Source organism: Pseudomonas fjordensis (assembly GCF_976987115.1).
In genome coordinates, this window is the sequence record NZ_OZ336860.1 from 5,063,396 (window position 1) to 5,081,077 (window position 17,682).

A 17,682-nucleotide genomic window follows, 5' to 3' on the forward strand; every position below is an offset into this window, starting at 1 on the left:
GTAGTAATGCGGCCTACACGGGTGTTCCATGATTCATACACATTTTACCCACAGCGTTATCCACAGGTAGTGCGTTGCTAAGCCCCCCAAAACGCATTATCTTGTACCTCGGCGCTAAAAAAACCCTACATGTAGGGTTTTCAGCGAAAAGACCAAACACATATCCGGCAAGAAACTCAAGCGCTTTCTTGCTCGCGTCTGGTTGAACCAAAGCATTTTTTGAAAGCCCAAACCGCGCACGCGGATGGCAACCGTTTTCCAGCCCGATTGGCAGAAAACGGTACGGGTGTTGCAGGGCTTGAATGGGGCCACTGTCACCCACCAGGAATACGGCGAAGGGCTCCCCGGCCCCGAACCAAAGACTTCGGCATGGAAGCGGCGCGATGAGCTCCCTTCCTCCTGTCCCGAAGTTGTTATGCCAGGCCAAGGCCTGCTGTAAGTGCTTCAGGACGGAACGGTGGGCACCGTGATGGTGCCCAAATAAATATAGAATGTGGAGACACCCCCTCATGCAAACCGACACAACTCGCGAGAACCCGCAAGGCTCCGTGCCGCAGGCCGCTGATTCGAACCTGGATCTGTCCGCCACCGCACCTGGCCAACTGCGCGTGATCAAGCGTAACGGCACTGTCGTTCCTTATACCGATGACAAAATCACCGTCGCCATCACCAAAGCGTTTCTTGCAGTTGAAGGCGGCACCGCTGCCGCTTCGTCGCGCATCCACGACACCGTTGCCCGCCTGACCGAACAGGTCACCGCGACCTTCAAGCGTCGCATGCCATCGGGCGGCACCATCCACATCGAAGAAATCCAGGACCAGGTTGAACTGGCCCTGATGCGTGCCGGCGAGCAGAAAGTGGCCCGCGACTACGTGATCTACCGTGATTCGCGCGCCAAGGAACGTGCCGTACGTTCCCCGGCCGAAGAAGCCGCCGTTCAAGCGCACCCGTCGATCCGCATCACCCTGGCCGACGGCAGCTTCGCACCGCTGGACCTGGGCCGCCTGAACACCATCATCACCGAGGCCTGCGAAGGCCTGGAAGAAGTCGACGGTGACCTGATCCAGCGCGAAACCCTGAAGAACCTGTACGACGGCGTGGCCCTGACCGACGTCAACACCGCCCTGGTGATGACCGCCCGTACCCTGGTCGAGCGTGAGCCGAACTACTCGTTCGTGACCGCCCGCCTGCTGATGGACACCCTGCGCGCCGAAGGCCTGGGCTTCCTGAAAGTCGCCGACAGCGCCACTCACCACGAGATGGCCGACCTGTACGCCAAGGCTCTGCCGGCCTACATCGCCAAAGGTATCGAATTCGAATTGCTGAACCCGATCCTGGCCACCTTCGACCTGGAAAAACTCGGCAAGGCCATCAACCACGAGCGTGACCAGCAGTTCACCTATCTGGGCCTGCAAACCCTGTACGACCGTTACTTCATCCACAAGGACGGTATCCGCTTCGAACTGCCGCAAGTGTTCTTCATGCGCGTGGCCATGGGCCTGGCGATCGAAGAGAAGAACAAAGAAGACCGTGCGATCGAGTTCTACAACCTGCTGTCGTCCTTCGACTACATGTCGTCGACCCCGACCCTGTTCAACGCCGGTACCCTGCGTCCACAGCTGTCGAGCTGCTACCTGACCACCGTGCCGGATGACCTGTCGGGCATCTACCACGCGATCCACGACAACGCCATGCTGTCCAAATTCGCCGGCGGCCTGGGTAACGACTGGACACCGGTGCGCGCACTGGGTTCGTACATCAAGGGCACCAACGGCAAGTCCCAGGGCGTCGTACCGTTCCTGAAAGTGGTGAACGACACCGCCGTTGCCGTGAACCAGGGTGGCAAGCGCAAAGGCGCTGTGTGTGCCTACCTGGAAACCTGGCACATGGACATTGAAGAGTTCATCGAGCTGCGCAAGAACACCGGTGATGACCGTCGTCGTACCCACGACATGAACACCGCCAACTGGATCCCTGACCTGTTCATGAAGCGCGTCTTCGATGACGGCAAGTGGACCCTGTTCTCGCCATCCGAAGTACCGGACCTGCACGACCTGACCGGCAAGGCCTTCGAAGAGCGCTACGAGTACTACGAAGCCCTCACCGAGTACCCAGGCAAGGTCAAGCTGTTCAAGACCATCCAGGCCAAAGACCTGTGGCGCAAAATGCTGTCCATGCTGTTCGAAACCGGCCACCCATGGTTGACCTTCAAGGACCCATGCAACCTGCGCAGCCCGCAGCAGCACGTGGGCGTGGTCCACAGCTCGAACCTGTGCACCGAGATCACCTTGAACACCAACAAGGACGAGATCGCCGTTTGCAACCTGGGCTCGATCAACCTGCCGAACCACATCGTCAACGGCAAGCTGGACACCGCCAAGCTGGAACGCACCGTCAACACCGCCGTACGCATGCTCGATAACGTGATCGACATCAACTACTACTCGGTGCCACAGGCGCAGAACTCCAACTTCAAGCACCGTCCGGTTGGCTTGGGCATCATGGGCTTCCAGGACGCTTTGTACCTGCAGCACATTCCTTACGGCTCCGATGCAGCCGTCGAGTTCGCCGACAAGTCCATGGAAGCGGTCAGCTACTACGCGATCCAGGCTTCCTGCGACCTGGCCGACGAGCGTGGCGCCTACGAGACGTTCCAGGGTTCGCTGTGGTCCAAGGGCATCCTGCCGCTGGATTCGCAACAGATCCTGATCGAAGCCCGTGGCCAGAAGTACATCGACGTTGACCTGAACGAAACCCTGGACTGGGCGCCGGTACGTGCCCGTGTGCAGAAAGGTATTCGTAACTCCAACATCATGGCCATCGCGCCGACCGCCACCATCGCCAACATCACTGGCGTGTCGCAGTCGATCGAACCGACCTACCAGAACCTGTATGTGAAATCGAACCTGTCGGGCGAATTCACCGTGATCAACCCGTACCTGGTTCGCGACCTCAAGGCCCGCGGCCTGTGGGACTCGGTCATGATCAACGACCTGAAGTACTACGACGGTTCCGTGCAGCAGATCGAGCGCATCCCGCAAGAACTCAAAGAGCTCTACGCGACCGCGTTCGAAGTGGACACCAAGTGGATCGTTGACGCCGCCAGCCGTCGTCAGAAGTGGATCGACCAGGCCCAGTCCCTGAACCTGTACATCGCCGGCGCTTCGGGCAAGAAGCTGGACGTGACCTACCGCATGGCGTGGTACCGTGGCCTGAAAACCACTTACTACCTCCGTGCCCTGGCCGCCACCAGCACCGAGAAGTCGACCATCAACACCGGCAAGCTGAACGCAGTGTCCAGCGGCAACCACGGTGATGACTCGGTACTCGCAGCGCCAGCCGGCCCGGCACCTGTGCCAAAGGCCTGCGCGATTGACGAGCCCGATTGCGAAGCTTGCCAATAAGCTGAGCCAGTCCGGGGATATTGTCCCCCTGGATTGAAAAAGCCCGATAGACCCCGACTGCATAGGGTTTATCGGGCTTTTTGCTTATCGTCTTAGAGAAACGCGTACGCAATACCCTGCTTTGGCGCGCCACCTCGGCGCCCCCACAACTCCACGCGCCCGTCGATGACCGCCATCGAATGGCGATCGTAGGCCACAACACCGAGCTTGCCGCTCGCCAGCTCACCGCTTGAAGACTGCCGGTAAAGCCCTTTCAACCCCAGGCGGTCCAATGCTTCGTGGGGCATTTCGCCGTTGTTCAAACTTTGCATCGCATGGGCGAAGCTTCTTTTGGATTGACTCGGGTTGTCGTCCAGGCCATTCCCTTCCATCTGTGCCCGCTTGGCGCTCGCTGCGAACATGAAGTTGGCATCGGTCAGCATGCCCGGATTGTCACCCTTGAACTGTGCATACCTGGCCGCTTGCTTTAATTCAACCTTGGAGAGATTAAGTTCGAAGCCGTCGCGCATCTTCACGTGATAACCGTCGGCGGTTTCTTTTACCTCCTTGAAAACGTCGGTGGGTTTCTGGCCAAACTTCATCATTGCACCCTTTATCGCCGACACCGTGACGCAATTGCCATCGGGCCCCTGGCTGAATCCGCTCCAGATGTTGTCCGGCTTTTTCCCTGGGTTACTTTGATCAGGCTTGTAGTTGAAGTGCTTGGAGCCTTCGGTAATCGGCAGATTACTCATGGGCTCACTGGGCCCGAAATTGCCGGGGCTTGGCCTGCCACCACCGCCTCCGCCACCTCCCCCACCTGGCGACGGGCCAGGAGAAGGTGGCGAAGGTTTGGGTGATGTATCGTCGGTTTCCGGAAACCATTCCCTCATCAGACGCCGCAGCATCTCCAGCCACGAGACGTCCGCCTTCGCGATCAACTCCTGCATGATCTCCTTGAATTTTTCGTCACCCAGTTCTTCGCGCTTCTCGTTCAACTGGTCACGAAGGTATTGGACGGTCTGGCTCTTGGATGTTTTCTCGGCATCCCTCAGTTGATCGAGCAGTTGCCTGACCGACTCAGCATCAGAGGACTTGCCTCCCCCGGGTTCATCCGACTGACTTTTGCGTCCGTATACACCGGCGCTGAAATCACTCGGGACAAACCAATGGCTGCCTGCTGTTGCCCCTTCCCACTGCTTGTACATCGCCATGCCTCTCTCCCGCTGGTCGATGGGCGACAGGCGCCCGTGCCCCGTGCGTGGCGCAATGGGCGCTGGGCGTTCCAGCAGCAAGGCGAGATGAAACAGGCGGTAAACTATTAACGCGCGCGCACAAAAAAGCCCCTCGATCGAGGGGCCTTTTTGTGTGCGGGTATTAGCGCGGTGGCATCAGGTCATCTGAATGATGGTCTGCATGATAGTGCTTTGGGTGGAGATGGTCTTGGCGTTCGCCTGGTAGTTGCTCTGGGCCTTGATCAGGTCAACCAGCTCGCTGGTCAGATTGACGTTGGAATTCTCCAGGGAGTTGGCCACGATCGAACCCAGGGTACCGGCTTGCGGGTTGTCATAACCCGGCTGGCCCGAGGCGAAGGTCTCTTTCCAGGTGGTCGCACCGGCTGGCTGCAGGCCCTGCTCGTTGTTGAAGCTGGCCAGGGAGATCTGGCCGATAGCCTTGCTCTGCTGGTTGCTGAAAGTGGCGAACAGGACGCCGCTGCCGTCGATCTTCAGGCCGGTGATCTGGCCGGTGGCATAGCCATCGGTGACCGGCGGGTTACGGTAGGTGGCCGAGTTGTACTGGGTAATGTTGGCCATGTTGATGGCGATACCACCCGGGTTGGCATCTGCACCGTTAGCCTTCCATACGCCGTCAGTCACCTTGCCGGGAACCCAGCCGGCAACGGTCAGGGTCTTGTCGGACACACCATTGGTGACGACGGTAGTCAGATTGCCAGCGCCGTCAAAGGTCAATGTCGACGGCACAGGTGGCGTCGAAGGGGTGCCGGTCGGTGCCGAACCATCAGGGTTACGACCGTCGATCAGGGTATAGGCATTCCACTTGTTGCCGTCGGTTTTCACCAGGTACTGCACCATCGGGTGCGCGTTACCTTGGGAGTCGTACAAGGTGGTGCTGTACTGGGTAGTGAAGGTGTCGGTCTTGGTTGGATCAAACGGCTTGGCCGCCTGGTCGATCACCGGCTCCGAGGAGTTCAGGTTGCTGGTGGAGTCGACCTTGGTGGACGCTTTGGGTGGCAGGTTCGCCAGGTTCAGTTGCAGGTCGACCAAGCCACCCTTGCTGATCTTGCCATTATCGTCCGCGGCATACCCTTGCAAGCGGGAAGTGCCGGTGTTGTTGGTGATGTAGCCGTCCTTGTCCGCACGGAAAGCGCCGCTACGGGTGTACTCCAGCGAACCGTCGCTGCCCTTCTGTACGAAGAAGCCACCGCCCTGGATCGCCATGTCGAGGATGCCACCGCTGCCGTTGACGTCGCCCTGGGTGAACTGCTGGGACACCGCCGCCAGGTTCACACCGTTGCCGATGCTGTTCTGGCCAGTGCCCAGCTTGGAAGCCGCGTAGATATCGGCGAATTCCGCACGGGATGACTTGAAGCCAGTGGTCGCGACGTTGGCGATGTTGTTGCCGGTCACGTCCAGTTGTTTGTTGGCCGCATAGAGGCCGCTAAGGCCGATATTAAAAGACATGTTTCTCTCCCTCTGCCGTATTTAGCCGGCTCTATGTACCGATAGTCTGAATTTGCGACAGCTTGACGCTGCCCATGCCACCTGCAAGGTTGAGCAGCATTTCGCCGCCGGTCTTGCTCAGGGTCACGCTGGTGACCGTGGCGGGCAGCGAAGTGGTCAAGGCCACTGCGTCGCCTTTGTCGTTCTTGGTGGTGGCGTTAAAGGTGTAGGTGCCCGCTGGGGCGACCTCGCCCTTGTCGTTCTTGCCATCCCAGATAAAGCTCTGGGTACCGGCACTCTGGGCGCCCATGTCAACGGTGCGCACCACATTGCCGTCTTTGTCGGTGATCTTGACGGAGACATTGCCCACCGCCGAGGTTACTGCCACCGAACCGGTCATGCTCTTGCTGGTATCCACCATGGCCTTGTCGGTCTGGATGATGATCGAGCGCCCCACCAGCGACGAAGCCTGCAGCGCCTGCGACGAGCTAAAGTTGCTGGAGATGTTGTTCACCGAGTCGTTCAGGGTGTTGATGCCTTCCAGGCTGCTGAACTGTGCTAGCTGCGCGACGAACGCGCCGTTGTCCTGGGGCGACAGCGGGTTCTGGTTTTTCAGTTGGGTGACGAGCAGTTGCAGGAACGCATCCTTGCCCAGCGACTGGTTGCCCGTCGCCGTCTTGGAAGCGTCGCTGACGCTGCTGTTGTTCGTCGCGGTCTTGACCTTGGAATTGAAAAGGTCCTGAACCGCCGTGTTGTTTGACGTATCAACGATGGCCATTATTTGGCGCCCCTTATCACTGACCCAGGGTCAGAACCTTCTGCATCATGGTTTTGGCGGTGTTCATCATTTCCGCGTTGGTCTGGAACGAGCGACTGGCGGAGATCATGTCAGCCATTTCCTCGACCACGTTGACGTTGGGGTAGTAGACGTAGCCCTTTTCGTTCGCGGCCGGGTGGTTGGGCTCGTAACGGGCCTCCAGGTTGCTCTGGTCTTCGACCACGCCCAACACCTGCACACCGGAGCCGGCGGCGTCCTGGTTCTGGAACAACGAATCGCTGCCGCTTGCCTGCCCCCCTTGGAACATGGTGGCGAACACCGGGTGGCGGGCGCGATAGGTCTGGTCAATGCTCGAGGAGACGGTTTCGGCGTTGGCGATGTTACTGGCGACGGTGTTCAAACGCGTGGTCTGCGCGCTCATGCCACTGCCGGCAATATTGAAAACACTGGACAGGGACATGGCTTACTCTCCACGCAGGGCTGACATCAGCCCTTTGAATTTGCTGTTGAGCAGGGTGAAGCTGGCCTGGAAGTTCACCGAGTTTTCGGCGTAGTTCGATTGCTCCAGCTGGGCGTCGACGGTGTTCTGGTCGATCGACGGCTGCATCGGTGTGCGATACAGCAGCGACTCGTCACCCTTGCTCAGGCCTTGCGCTTCAATATGACGGCTGTTGGTCATATTCAAGGCGAAGGTGCCGTTCTTGGTCTTGTCCTGTTGTGCGGCGAGCACAGCGGAGAAGTCCAAGTCCCGAGCCTTGTAGTTCGGGGTGTCGGCATTGGCAATGTTGTTGGCCAGGACTTCGGCACGCTGGGCGCGGAAGCCCAGGGCTTGTTCGTGGATACCGAGCGCTTTATCGAAGCTGATGCTCATGGCGGAAACCTTTAGGCTGACCTGCTGTTCGTTAGCAGGGTTATAGCAAGGTGCATGCCAATCTTGCGGGAGCCCGTATATCAAGGGTTTCGAGGGGAGTTGCCGGCGACTCTGCCAGAAAAGCGGCAAGCGATTTCCGCGTAGTGCCATTAAAGCGGCAATCGGCAGTTGCCGCTTTCAGTAGGGCTGGCGCATAACAAATGTGGGAGCGGGCTTGCTCGCGAATGCGGTGGGTCAGCCAATTTATCTCTGGCTGACAGAACGCATTCGCGAGCAAGCCCGCTCCCACATTTTTGATCGCGTGCGGCTTACTTGGCCTGGTAGATGATCCCAGGGCTGCATTGCACCATCTGGAAGTGATCCGGCAGCCCATTGAGCGCCTCGGAAGCACCGAGGAACAGATACCCTCCGCGCTTGAGGGTGCCGTGGATGCGCAACAGGATGTCTTTCTTCACTTCAGCCGAGAAATAGATCAGCACGTTGCGGCAGAACACCATGTCGAACTTGCCCAGGCTGGCGTAGCTGTCGAGCAGGTTGAACGAGCGAAATTCGACGCGGTTCTTGATCGGCGCCTTGATCGCCCAACGCCCTGCCCCTTTGGGATCGAAGTAGCGTTGCAGCCGTTCCTGGGACAACCCTCGGCCCAGCGCCAGGCTGTCGTACTCACCGGTCTTGCAGTTGGTGAGCATGGTGCCGGACAAGTCCGTGGCCACAATTTGCGCGCCGGCTTTCAACTGGCCCATGTTGGTCCGCTCGAACTCGTCGATGGACATCGAGATCGAGTACGGCTCCTGCCCCGAAGAACAGGCCGCCGACCAGATACGCAGGCGCTGGCCCGGGCTGGCCTTGATGGCTTCCGGCAACACTTTGTTCTTGAGCACTTCAAAGGGATAGGTATCGCGAAACCATAAGGTTTCGTTGGTGGTCATGGCATCGACCACCATTTCCTTGAGCCCACTGCGCGGCTGACCCTGGATCCGCTGGACCAACTCACCCAGGGATTTGATGCCCTGCTGTTCCATCAGCTTGTTGAGGCGGCTGGATACCAGGTACTGCTTGTTTTCACCGAGCAATATGCCACAGGCTTTTTCCAGGAAGACCCGGAACTGTTCGAAATCCAAATTACCCGTAGACAATGATGCCGCCTCTTAAATCGTGTGACCGCCAGGGGACATCCCCTAGCCGTGATCTGCTGCCTTGATCCGGTCGACTACCCGGGATGCGAGGTCATCAGGACGGAATTTGGCAAGAAAGTCATCCGCACCGACCTTCTTGACCATTGCCTGATTGAATACCCCCGACAACGAAGTATGCAGGATGATATGCAATTTTTGCATGCGTGGATCGTTACGTATCTCGGCCGTGAGCGTGTAGCCATCCATTTCCGGCATCTCGATGTCAGAGATCATCATCAAGAATTCTTCTTCAGGCTTCTTGCCTTCGTCCGCCAGCTTGCGCAGGTAATCCAGGGCTTGGCGCCCGTCATTGAGGGCTACCACCTCCACCCCGACGGTTTGCAGGCAACGTGTGACCTGCTTGCGCGCCACGGAAGAGTCGTCCACGGTCAACACGCGCAGCGAAACCGCCTTGTGTGCCGTTTCGGCATCCACCACACCGACGGAAATAGTTTCCGAGGTGGGGGCCACTTCGGCGAGGATCTTCTCCACGTCGATGATTTCCACCAACTGGTTATCGACCCGCGTCACCGCCGTCAGGTAGTGATCGCGCCCGGTGCCCTTGGGCGGCGGATGGATCTCTTCCCAGTTCATATTGACGATGCGCTCCACCGAGCGCACCAGGAAACCCTGGGTCTTGGTGTTGTATTCGGTGATGATCACGAAAGGGTTCTGACGGTCTTGCAAACCCGCAGCCCCCGTGGCCATTGCCAGGTCAAGAATCGGAATGGTCGCGCCACGAATGTTGGCCACGCCACACACTACCGGACTGGACTTGGGCATGATCGTCAATTTGGGACATTGCAGCACTTCACGCACTTTAAACACGTTGATGCCATACAACTGATTGCCATCCAGGCGGAAAAGCAACAACTCCAGGCGATTCTGCCCTACCAGCTGTGTGCGCTGGTTTACTGAATCCATTACACCTGCCATGCCCAGACTCCTAAATCCTAGGGGTACGACGCGTACCCAACACTAAACGGCACGAGCTTTGCTATTTACTGAGTATGGATATTAAAACGACAGTTTCCCGACACCCTGGCCGCTCACGCTCACGCTCACGCTACCGCAGACTGCTCTGCGCCGCGATGGCGCTGCTTGTCTCGGGCCTGGGCGTCACGGCCCGCGCCGACAACGTTACCCTGCCTGATCTACTTATCGGCGTCACCCAAGGCTTTCTTGAGTTCACTGTAGAAGATTATCTGGCGACCACCCAGACGCCGGGGCGTTATGAAATCCAGGTCAACCAGTTGGACCCACGCTTGCGCATGCCACTGTGCGACAAGGAATTGACAGCCACCCTGGAAAGCCCCGCCCAGCCCATCGGCCGTGTGACCGTAAAGGTGCGCTGTGAGGGCGCCTCGCCCTGGACGGTTTTTGTACCGGCTCAGGTCAAGCTGTTTCGCGACGTGGTGGTCGTGGCGCGACCGTTGAAGCGCACCGGCATCATCGGCTACGACGATGTGGCGTTGCGCGAGCGGGACATCAGCCTGATCAACCAGGGCTACCTGACGTCGCTGGACCAGGCCGTCGGGCAGAAACTCACGCGACCGGTGGTCACCGACCAAGTGCTCACGCTGGTTCATCTGGAACAGGCCGAGGTGATTCGCAAAGGTGACCAGGTGGTGATTTCCGCCAGCAGTGGCGGCCTGAACGTCAGAATGCCGGGCGAGGCGTTGTCCAACGGCGGCATGAGCGAACAGATCCGCGTCAAGAACCTCAACTCCAATCGCGTGATCAAAGCACGGGTCACCGCGCCAGGCCAGGTCGAGGTGGCGCTATAGATGACTGGAATCAAAAGCCGGCTTTTCCTACACTGTGTACTGGATATTGAGCCGAACAGGTTTATTGTCAATCGAGCCTAAAGTTTGCCCGGGTATGGCCGAAAACATGGCAAGCGTCCAAATACCCAGAGGTTTTTTAACATGGTCATTGATTTCAGTCGTTTGAATAACGCCCCGGCCTTGCCCGGCAATACGCGCACCGGCGGTGCCAAGGACAGCGTAGAAGCCAAGCCGCAGCCCTTGCCTGCCAAAGCAGAGCAGGCCGCCGCCAGCCAGAGTGGGGAATCGGTACATCTGAGCAATGAGGCTCAACAGTTGCAGAAGGTCACTGACTCGCTGCGCGATCAACCCGTCGTCAACAAAGCCCGCGTGGCCGAGTTGAAACAGGCGATCGCCGATGGCAGCTATAAAGTCGACAGCAACCGTGTAGCCAGCAAGCTGCTCAACTTCGAAGCCGAGCGCTAGGCAAAGGCCTGCGCAGGGCTTTTGGACGCTTAAAACCCAAGGCCAGCCATGCACCACGACGAACATTTGCTCCAACTGATCATTGATGATCTGGCACCGACGCAACAATTGCTCGAGCTGCTTAAGGAAGAATCTCTGGCCTTGTACGGCCGAGATATGCCCTTGCTGGAAGAAATCCTGGCGCGCAAACAATCGCTGATTGTCTTGCTCGAACAGCATGGCAAGAAGCGTAGTGAGATTCTGATCAGCCTGGGCCTGCCTGCCGATCATGATGGCCTGGCACAACTGGCCAGCCACTCTTCAGTTGGCGATCAACTGCTGGCACAAAGCAAAGAGCTCAATCATTTGCTTGCCCAGTGCCAGGAAGCCAACCTGCTCAACGGTCAGTCGATCCAGCTTCAGCAAGCCACGACCGCCAATCAGCTGCGCATATTGCACGGCGGAGAGCCTCCGGCCCTGTATAACGCCCAAGGCTCCACCTCACGCCTGGTCAAGCCAAGCACCCGCAGCCAAGCCTGACGCCGGTTTACAGCGTGACCTATCCAAGGCGCGCTACATACTGGCAAAATGCCGGTTATTGCGTGTAGTCGTATTTTGCCTGGAGATGGAAGAACCGTGTTCAACGCCCTTAATGCGGAAGATGCACCGCAGCCACCCAAGGTGCTCACCACGCCTCTGGAAATCGCCAGCACGTTGCGGATGCTGCAAGAAAGTCATGACCCGCTGATCATCACTTTCCACGAACGCAGCCAGCGCTTCCAGAGCTACCTGGTGGACATCGACCGGGACAGCAAGACGCTGGTACTGGACGAAATGATTCCCCGTGACGGTGAACGCTATCTTGAGAATGGCGAAGCTTTCCGTATCGAAGGTTTCCATGAGGGTGTGCGGGTTGCCTGGGAAAGCAATGGCACGTTGACCATCAGCGAAAAAGGCGGCCACCGTATCTACAGCGGCAGCCTGCCCGGCGAAGTGGTTTACCATCAACGACGTAATGCCTTCCGCGCCGCTCTCAAGCTCGCGCAATTGGTGGACATTCAGCTGGGTGGCGAGAAGCTCAAGGCGCCTATCAGCGGTAAGCTGCTGGATATCTCGGCAACCGGCTGCAAATTGCGCTTTGAAGGCGATATCTCCGAGCGTCTGCAGTTGGGCCAGGTCTATGACCGCTTTATCGCTGCCCTGCCCTTCGGCAGCATGACCACCTCCGTGGAACTGCGCTACCTGCACTTTGAAGACAAGATCAACACCACCTTTGCCGGCGTGCGCTTTCACAACATGAGTGGTTTGGTGCAGCGTCAAGTGGAGCGCTTTGTCTACCAATTACAACGTGAAGCTCGGCGCTTCGATAAAGACGACGATCTTTAAGCGTTAGACGCTGAGATAAAAAACGGGCAGATCCTGATGGGATCTGCCCGTTTTTTCGTTCAGGGGCGTGCCCTGCTCAAGTCATGGGGATGTTCGTCCGGGTCGGGTGGCTCGTGCGGTTCTTCGCTCGTCGGCTCCTCGGTTTCAGGGGCAGGCTCTGGATCAGGCACAGTGACTTGCATCTGCTCCTGTACCACCTGCTCATCCACCCGCGGATCAAGGGCAGCCACCAAGGGCGAACTGGACATGCTGTCGGGCATTGCCACGTGATGCAGCGGTGCGTCGTCGACCTGATGCAGGTTGGTCACAGCCTTGGGTCGAATGCGCCACACCAGGATCAACGCACACAGGCTGAAAAACGCGTAGAGCATCTGGCTGCCGAATAGCTTCATCACCACGCCGGCCAACAGCGGCCCCACGCTGGCGCCGATCCCGTAGGTCACCAGCAACATAGCCGTCAGTGACACCCGGCGATCGCCTTCCACGTGGTCATTGGAAAAGGCCACTGCCAAAGGGTAAAGGCAGAACTGCACCAGCGAACAGAAGAAGCCGGCCACGAACAACACTTCCAGCGGAACCTGCGTCATGATTGCCAACGGCAAGGCCGTCACCGCCAGGCACAAGGCAAAGCAGCGAATCAGCAGTGCGCGGTCATAGCGGTCCGACAACCAGCCCAGCGGCCACTGCACGACCAATCCAGCAAAAATGCAGCTACCCATGAACAGGCCGACTTGCTCAGTCGTCAGGCCCTGCTGAGAGGCGTAGAGCGGTGCCAAGCCGTAGAACGAACCGACGATCAACCCGGCGCCCAACACGGTGCTGAGCGACTGCGGCACGCGCTTGATAAAGAAGCGCGGCTCCATCGGGGCCGGGTGCAGTGGGGCCGGGTGAATGCGTCGAGTCATCGCCACCGGGACCAGGCACAGCGCGAAGCACAGCGCCACGAGCATTAACAGCTCAAGCCCCAGATGGGGATGCATGACCAGGATCAACTGGCCCAGTACCAGCCCAAGGTAGGACGCAATCATGTAGCCGCTGAACACTACGCCACGCTGCTTGGCATCCGCCTGCTCATTGAGCCAACTCTCGATAACCATGTACTGGCACATCATCCCCAGGCCCACGATCATCCGCAGCACAATCCAGGCTGGCAGCCAATCAACCAAACCGTGACCCAGCACTGCTGCGCCGACGATCCCCGCGCAGGTGGCGTAGGCACGAATATGCCCGACCCGGGCAATCAGGCGGTGCCCGAGCTTGCCGCCCAGCACCAAGCCAAAATAGTTGGCAGCCATCAGTGCACCCACCCACAGGCTGTCGACATTGTCTGCTGCCAGGCGCAAAGCCAGATAAGTACTAAGCAGGCCGGAGCCGATCAGCATCATCAAGGAGGCGAAATAAAGGGCTCGAAAAGATTTCCAGATCTGGCGCATCGGCGTTCCGAGCGGCTCCTTGCGGTAAGGGGTAGGGCTATCAGCATGATAGTCCGGGGCAGTTGAATCCGGACAGGCGGCAGGGCCTGTTTACGGGGATTATTTTGTTTCACAGCTCAGACGCTACGTGAGTGTCTGTGAGGTACATAACCGTGGAGATAAATACACGGCGCACCACCTGTGAACCTTGATCACACGCAAGGTTCGACTGGTATTCGGGTATCTGTACAAAAGGCTTCAATGGAACGCTATGCAGGCTTTGGAAGTAGGCGTTCTTTTCGAGCGCCCAAAACAAAACCCCAACTGCTTTCGCAATTGGGGTTTCGGAATTTAATCTTGACGATGACCTACTCTCACATGGGGAAACCCCACACTACCATCGGCGATGCATCGTTTCACTACTGAGTTCGGGATGGGATCAGGTGGTTCCAATGCTCTATGGTCGTCAAGAAATTCGGGTACTGAGTCGTGGCCAGTTGGCCTCGCTTCAGCAAATTGGGTACGTGATAGATCTCGGTGTTTTGTGAGCGTCGAACTTTCGGTTCATTTTCGTCTTCACACACCGCAATCTGATGCTCGTTAGAGTAGTCAAATTGCTTGGGTGTTATATGGTCAAGCCTCACGGGCAATTAGTATTGGTTAGCTCAACGCCTCACAGCGCTTACACACCCAACCTATCAACGTCGTAGTCTTCGACGGCCCTTCAGGGAACTCAAGGTTCCAGTGAGATCTCATCTTGAGGCTAGTTTCCCGCTTAGATGCTTTCAGCGGTTATCTATTCCGAACATAGCTACCCGGCAATGCCACTGGCGTGACAACCGGAACACCAGAGGTTCGTCCACTCCGGTCCTCTCGTACTAGGAGCAGCCCCTCTCAAATCTCAAACGTCCACGGCAGATAGGGACCGAACTGTCTCACGACGTTCTAAACCCAGCTCGCGTACCACTTTAAATGGCGAACAGCCATACCCTTGGGACCGGCTTCAGCCCCAGGATGTGATGAGCCGACATCGAGGTGCCAAACACCGCCGTCGATATGAACTCTTGGGCGGTATCAGCCTGTTATCCCCGGAGTACCTTTTATCCGTTGAGCGATGGCCCTTCCATACAGAACCACCGGATCACTAAGACCTACTTTCGTACCTGCTCGACGTGTCTGTCTCGCAGTCAAGCGCGCTTTTGCCTTTATACTCTACGACCGATTTCCGACCGGTCTGAGCGCACCTTCGTACTCCTCCGTTACTCTTTAGGAGGAGACCGCCCCAGTCAAACTACCCACCATACACTGTCCTCGATCCGGATAACGGACCTGAGTTAGAACCTCAAAGTTGCCAGGGTGGTATTTCAAGGATGGCTCCACGCAGACTGGCGTCCACGCTTCAAAGCCTCCCACCTATCCTACACAAGCAAATTCAAAGTCCAGTGCAAAGCTATAGTAAAGGTTCACGGGGTCTTTCCGTCTAGCCGCGGATACACTGCATCTTCACAGCGATTTCAATTTCACTGAGTCTCGGGTGGAGACAGCGCCGCCATCGTTACGCCATTCGTGCAGGTCGGAACTTACCCGACAAGGAATTTCGCTACCTTAGGACCGTTATAGTTACGGCCGCCGTTTACCGGGGCTTCGATCAAGAGCTTCGCGTTAGCTAACCCCATCAATTAACCTTCCGGCACCGGGCAGGCGTCACACCCTATACGTCCACTTTCGTGTTTGCAGAGTGCTGTGTTTTTAATAAACAGTCGCAGCGGCCTGGTATCTTCGACCGGCATGAGCTTACGGAGCAAGTCCTTCACCCTCACCGGCGCACCTTCTCCCGAAGTTACGGTGCCATTTTGCCTAGTTCCTTCACCCGAGTTCTCTCAAGCGCCTTGGTATTCTCTACCCAACCACCTGTGTCGGTTTGGGGTACGGTTCCTGGTTACCTGAAGCTTAGAAGCTTTTCTTGGAAGCATGGCATCAACCACTTCGTTATCTAAAAGATAACTCGTCATCAGCTCTCGGCCTTAGAATCCCGGATTTACCTAAGATTCCAGCCTACCACCTTAAACTTGGACAACCAACGCCAAGCTGGCCTAGCCTTCTCCGTCCCTCCATCGCAATAACCAGAAGTACAGGAATATTAACCTGTTTTCCATCGACTACGCTTTTCAGCCTCGCCTTAGGGACCGACTAACCCTGCGTCGATTAACGTTGCGCAGGAAACCTTGGTCTTTCGGCGTGGGTGTTTTTCACACCCATTATCGTTACTCATGTCAGCATTCGCACTTCTGATACCTCCAGCAAGCTTCTCAACTCACCTTCACAGGCTTACAGAACGCTCCTCTACCGCATCACTTACGTGATACCCGTAGCTTCGGTGTATGGTTTGAGCCCCGTTACATCTTCCGCGCAGGCCGACTCGACTAGTGAGCTATTACGCTTTCTTTAAAGGGTGGCTGCTTCTAAGCCAACCTCCTAGCTGTCTAAGCCTTCCCACATCGTTTCCCACTTAACCATAACTTTGGGACCTTAGCTGACGGTCTGGGTTGTTTCCCTTTTCACGACGGACGTTAGCACCCGCCGTGTGTCTCCCATGCTCGGCACTTGTAGGTATTCGGAGTTTGCATCGGTTTGGTAAGTCGGGATGACCCCCTAGCCGAAACAGTGCTCTACCCCCTACAGTGATACATGAGGCGCTACCTAAATAGCTTTCGAGGAGAACCAGCTATCTCCGAGCTTGATTAGCCTTTCACTCCGATCCACAGGTCATCCGCTAACTTTTCAACGGTAGTCGGTTCGGTCCTCCAGTTAGTGTTACCCAACCTTCAACCTGCCCATGGATAGATCGCCCGGTTTCGGGTCTATTCCCAGCGACTAGACGCCCTATTAAGACTCGCTTTCGCTACGCCTCCCCTATTCGGTTAAGCTCGCCACTGAAAATAAGTCGCTGACCCATTATACAAAAGGTACGCAGTCACCCAACAAAGTGGGCTCCCACTGCTTGTACGCATACGGTTTCAGGATCTATTTCACTCCCCTCTCCGGGGTTCTTTTCGCCTTTCCCTCACGGTACTAGTTCACTATCGGTCAGTCAGTAGTATTTAGCCTTGGAGGATGGTCCCCCCATATTCAGACAAAGTTTCTCGTGCTCCGTCCTACTCGATTTCATGACTAAGAGATTTTCGCGTACAGGGCTATCACCCACTATGGCCGCACTTTCCAGAGCGTTCCGCTAATCTCAAAGCCACTTAAGGGCTAGTCCCCGTTCGCTCGCCACTACTAAGGGAATCTCGGTTGATTTCTTTTCCTCAGGGTACTTAGATGTTTCAGTTCCCCTGGTTCGCTTCTTGCACCTATGTATTCAGTACAAGATAACCATCTTATGATGGCTGGGTTCCCCCATTCAGACATCTCCGGATCAAAGTCTGTTTGCCGACTCCCCGAAGCTTTTCGCAGGCTACCACGTCTTTCATCGCCTCTGACTGCCAAGGCATCCACCGTATGCGCTTCTTCACTTGACCATATAACCCCAAGCAATCTGGTTATACTGTGAAGACGACATTCGCCGAAAATTCGAATTTCTCAGTTAAGAGAACTCACAAATTTTACCTTAGCCTGATCCGTTACCAGTGAAAGTAACGTTCAGTCTATCTTTCTATCACATACCCAAATTTTTAAAGAACGAACTAGTCAAAGACTAGAAATCAACATTCACCATCACAACGATGGAATGCTCATTTCTAAGCTTTATACAAACAGAAGCAG

Annotated in this window: 13 protein-coding genes and 2 rRNA genes; 5 read left to right on the plus strand and 10 right to left on the minus strand. The window is 56.9% G+C overall.

Going from position 1 to position 17,682, the window contains the following annotated elements; all coding sequences use genetic code 11:
• Positions 1 to 509: 509 nt before the first annotated feature.
• Positions 510 to 3,404 carry a ribonucleoside-diphosphate reductase subunit alpha gene (locus ACWHXD_RS23065; RefSeq protein WP_032879843.1) on the plus strand — a complete coding sequence of 965 codons (2,895 nt, stop codon included), beginning with the start codon at positions 510 to 512 and terminating at the stop codon, positions 3,402 to 3,404.
• Between the two features lie 92 nt (positions 3,405 to 3,496).
• Here the strand turns inward: ACWHXD_RS23065 and ACWHXD_RS23070 are convergent, their stop codons facing one another.
• From ACWHXD_RS23070 to ACWHXD_RS23100, 7 genes are all read right to left on the minus strand, one after another.
• A complete protein-coding gene (locus tag ACWHXD_RS23070; protein WP_192901645.1) occupies positions 3,497 to 4,597 on the minus strand; it encodes a hypothetical protein in 1,101 nt (366 codons plus the stop codon).
• Between the two features lie 177 nt (positions 4,598 to 4,774).
• The gene (flgE, locus tag ACWHXD_RS23075; protein ID WP_078803649.1) at positions 4,775 to 6,085 is read right to left on the minus strand and encodes a flagellar hook protein FlgE; all 1,311 of its coding nucleotides are present in this window, start codon (positions 6,083 to 6,085) and stop codon (positions 4,775 to 4,777) included.
• 31 nt (positions 6,086 to 6,116) lie between these two features.
• Positions 6,117 to 6,842, minus strand: a complete 726-nt coding sequence (gene flgD / locus ACWHXD_RS23080; RefSeq protein WP_003193570.1) for a flagellar hook assembly protein FlgD — start codon at positions 6,840 to 6,842, stop codon at positions 6,117 to 6,119.
• Between the two features lie 16 nt (positions 6,843 to 6,858).
• Positions 6,859 to 7,302 (minus strand): flagellar basal body rod protein FlgC, encoded by a 444-nt coding sequence (gene flgC / locus ACWHXD_RS23085; RefSeq protein WP_044267590.1) that lies wholly within the window; start codon positions 7,300 to 7,302, stop codon positions 6,859 to 6,861.
• Between the two features lie 3 nt (positions 7,303 to 7,305).
• Entirely contained in the window at positions 7,306 to 7,713 is a 408-nt protein-coding gene (gene flgB / locus ACWHXD_RS23090) for a flagellar basal body rod protein FlgB (protein WP_003193573.1), read from the minus strand.
• A gap of 308 nt (positions 7,714 to 8,021) precedes the next feature.
• Positions 8,022 to 8,849, minus strand: coding sequence for a protein-glutamate O-methyltransferase CheR (gene cheR, locus ACWHXD_RS23095; protein ID WP_014719581.1), 828 nt, complete (start codon positions 8,847 to 8,849; stop codon positions 8,022 to 8,024).
• A 42-nt stretch (positions 8,850 to 8,891) separates the two neighbouring features.
• Positions 8,892 to 9,824, minus strand: a complete 933-nt coding sequence (locus tag ACWHXD_RS23100) for a chemotaxis protein CheV (RefSeq protein ID WP_003193578.1) — start codon at positions 9,822 to 9,824, stop codon at positions 8,892 to 8,894.
• A 74-nt stretch (positions 9,825 to 9,898) separates the two neighbouring features.
• Here ACWHXD_RS23100 and flgA point away from each other — a divergent pair, with 74 nt between their 5' ends.
• From flgA to ACWHXD_RS23120, 4 genes are all read left to right on the plus strand, one after another.
• The gene (gene flgA, locus ACWHXD_RS23105) at positions 9,899 to 10,675 is read left to right on the plus strand and encodes a flagellar basal body P-ring formation chaperone FlgA (RefSeq protein ID WP_499084719.1); all 777 of its coding nucleotides are present in this window, start codon (positions 9,899 to 9,901) and stop codon (positions 10,673 to 10,675) included.
• A gap of 141 nt (positions 10,676 to 10,816) precedes the next feature.
• Positions 10,817 to 11,140: a flagellar biosynthesis anti-sigma factor FlgM gene (gene flgM / locus ACWHXD_RS23110; RefSeq protein ID WP_003193581.1), complete on the plus strand. Its 324-nt coding sequence runs from the start codon at positions 10,817 to 10,819 to the stop codon at positions 11,138 to 11,140.
• 48 nt (positions 11,141 to 11,188) lie between these two features.
• The gene (locus ACWHXD_RS23115; RefSeq protein WP_014719584.1) at positions 11,189 to 11,659 is read left to right on the plus strand and encodes a flagella synthesis protein FlgN; all 471 of its coding nucleotides are present in this window, start codon (positions 11,189 to 11,191) and stop codon (positions 11,657 to 11,659) included.
• 96 nt (positions 11,660 to 11,755) lie between these two features.
• Positions 11,756 to 12,505, plus strand: a complete 750-nt coding sequence (locus ACWHXD_RS23120; protein WP_014719585.1) for a flagellar brake protein — start codon at positions 11,756 to 11,758, stop codon at positions 12,503 to 12,505.
• Between the two features lie 59 nt (positions 12,506 to 12,564).
• On the opposite strand, the gene ACWHXD_RS23125 is transcribed toward ACWHXD_RS23120, so the two are convergent.
• The 3 genes from ACWHXD_RS23125 to ACWHXD_RS23135 form a co-directional block, all read right to left on the minus strand.
• Positions 12,565 to 13,938: an MFS transporter gene (locus ACWHXD_RS23125; protein WP_138762412.1), complete on the minus strand. Its 1,374-nt coding sequence runs from the start codon at positions 13,936 to 13,938 to the stop codon at positions 12,565 to 12,567.
• Between the two features lie 334 nt (positions 13,939 to 14,272).
• Positions 14,273 to 14,388 (minus strand): 5S ribosomal RNA (gene rrf, locus ACWHXD_RS23130).
• 158 nt (positions 14,389 to 14,546) lie between these two features.
• Positions 14,547 to 17,438, minus strand: a 23S ribosomal RNA gene (locus ACWHXD_RS23135).
• Positions 17,439 to 17,682: the final 244 nt, after the last annotated feature.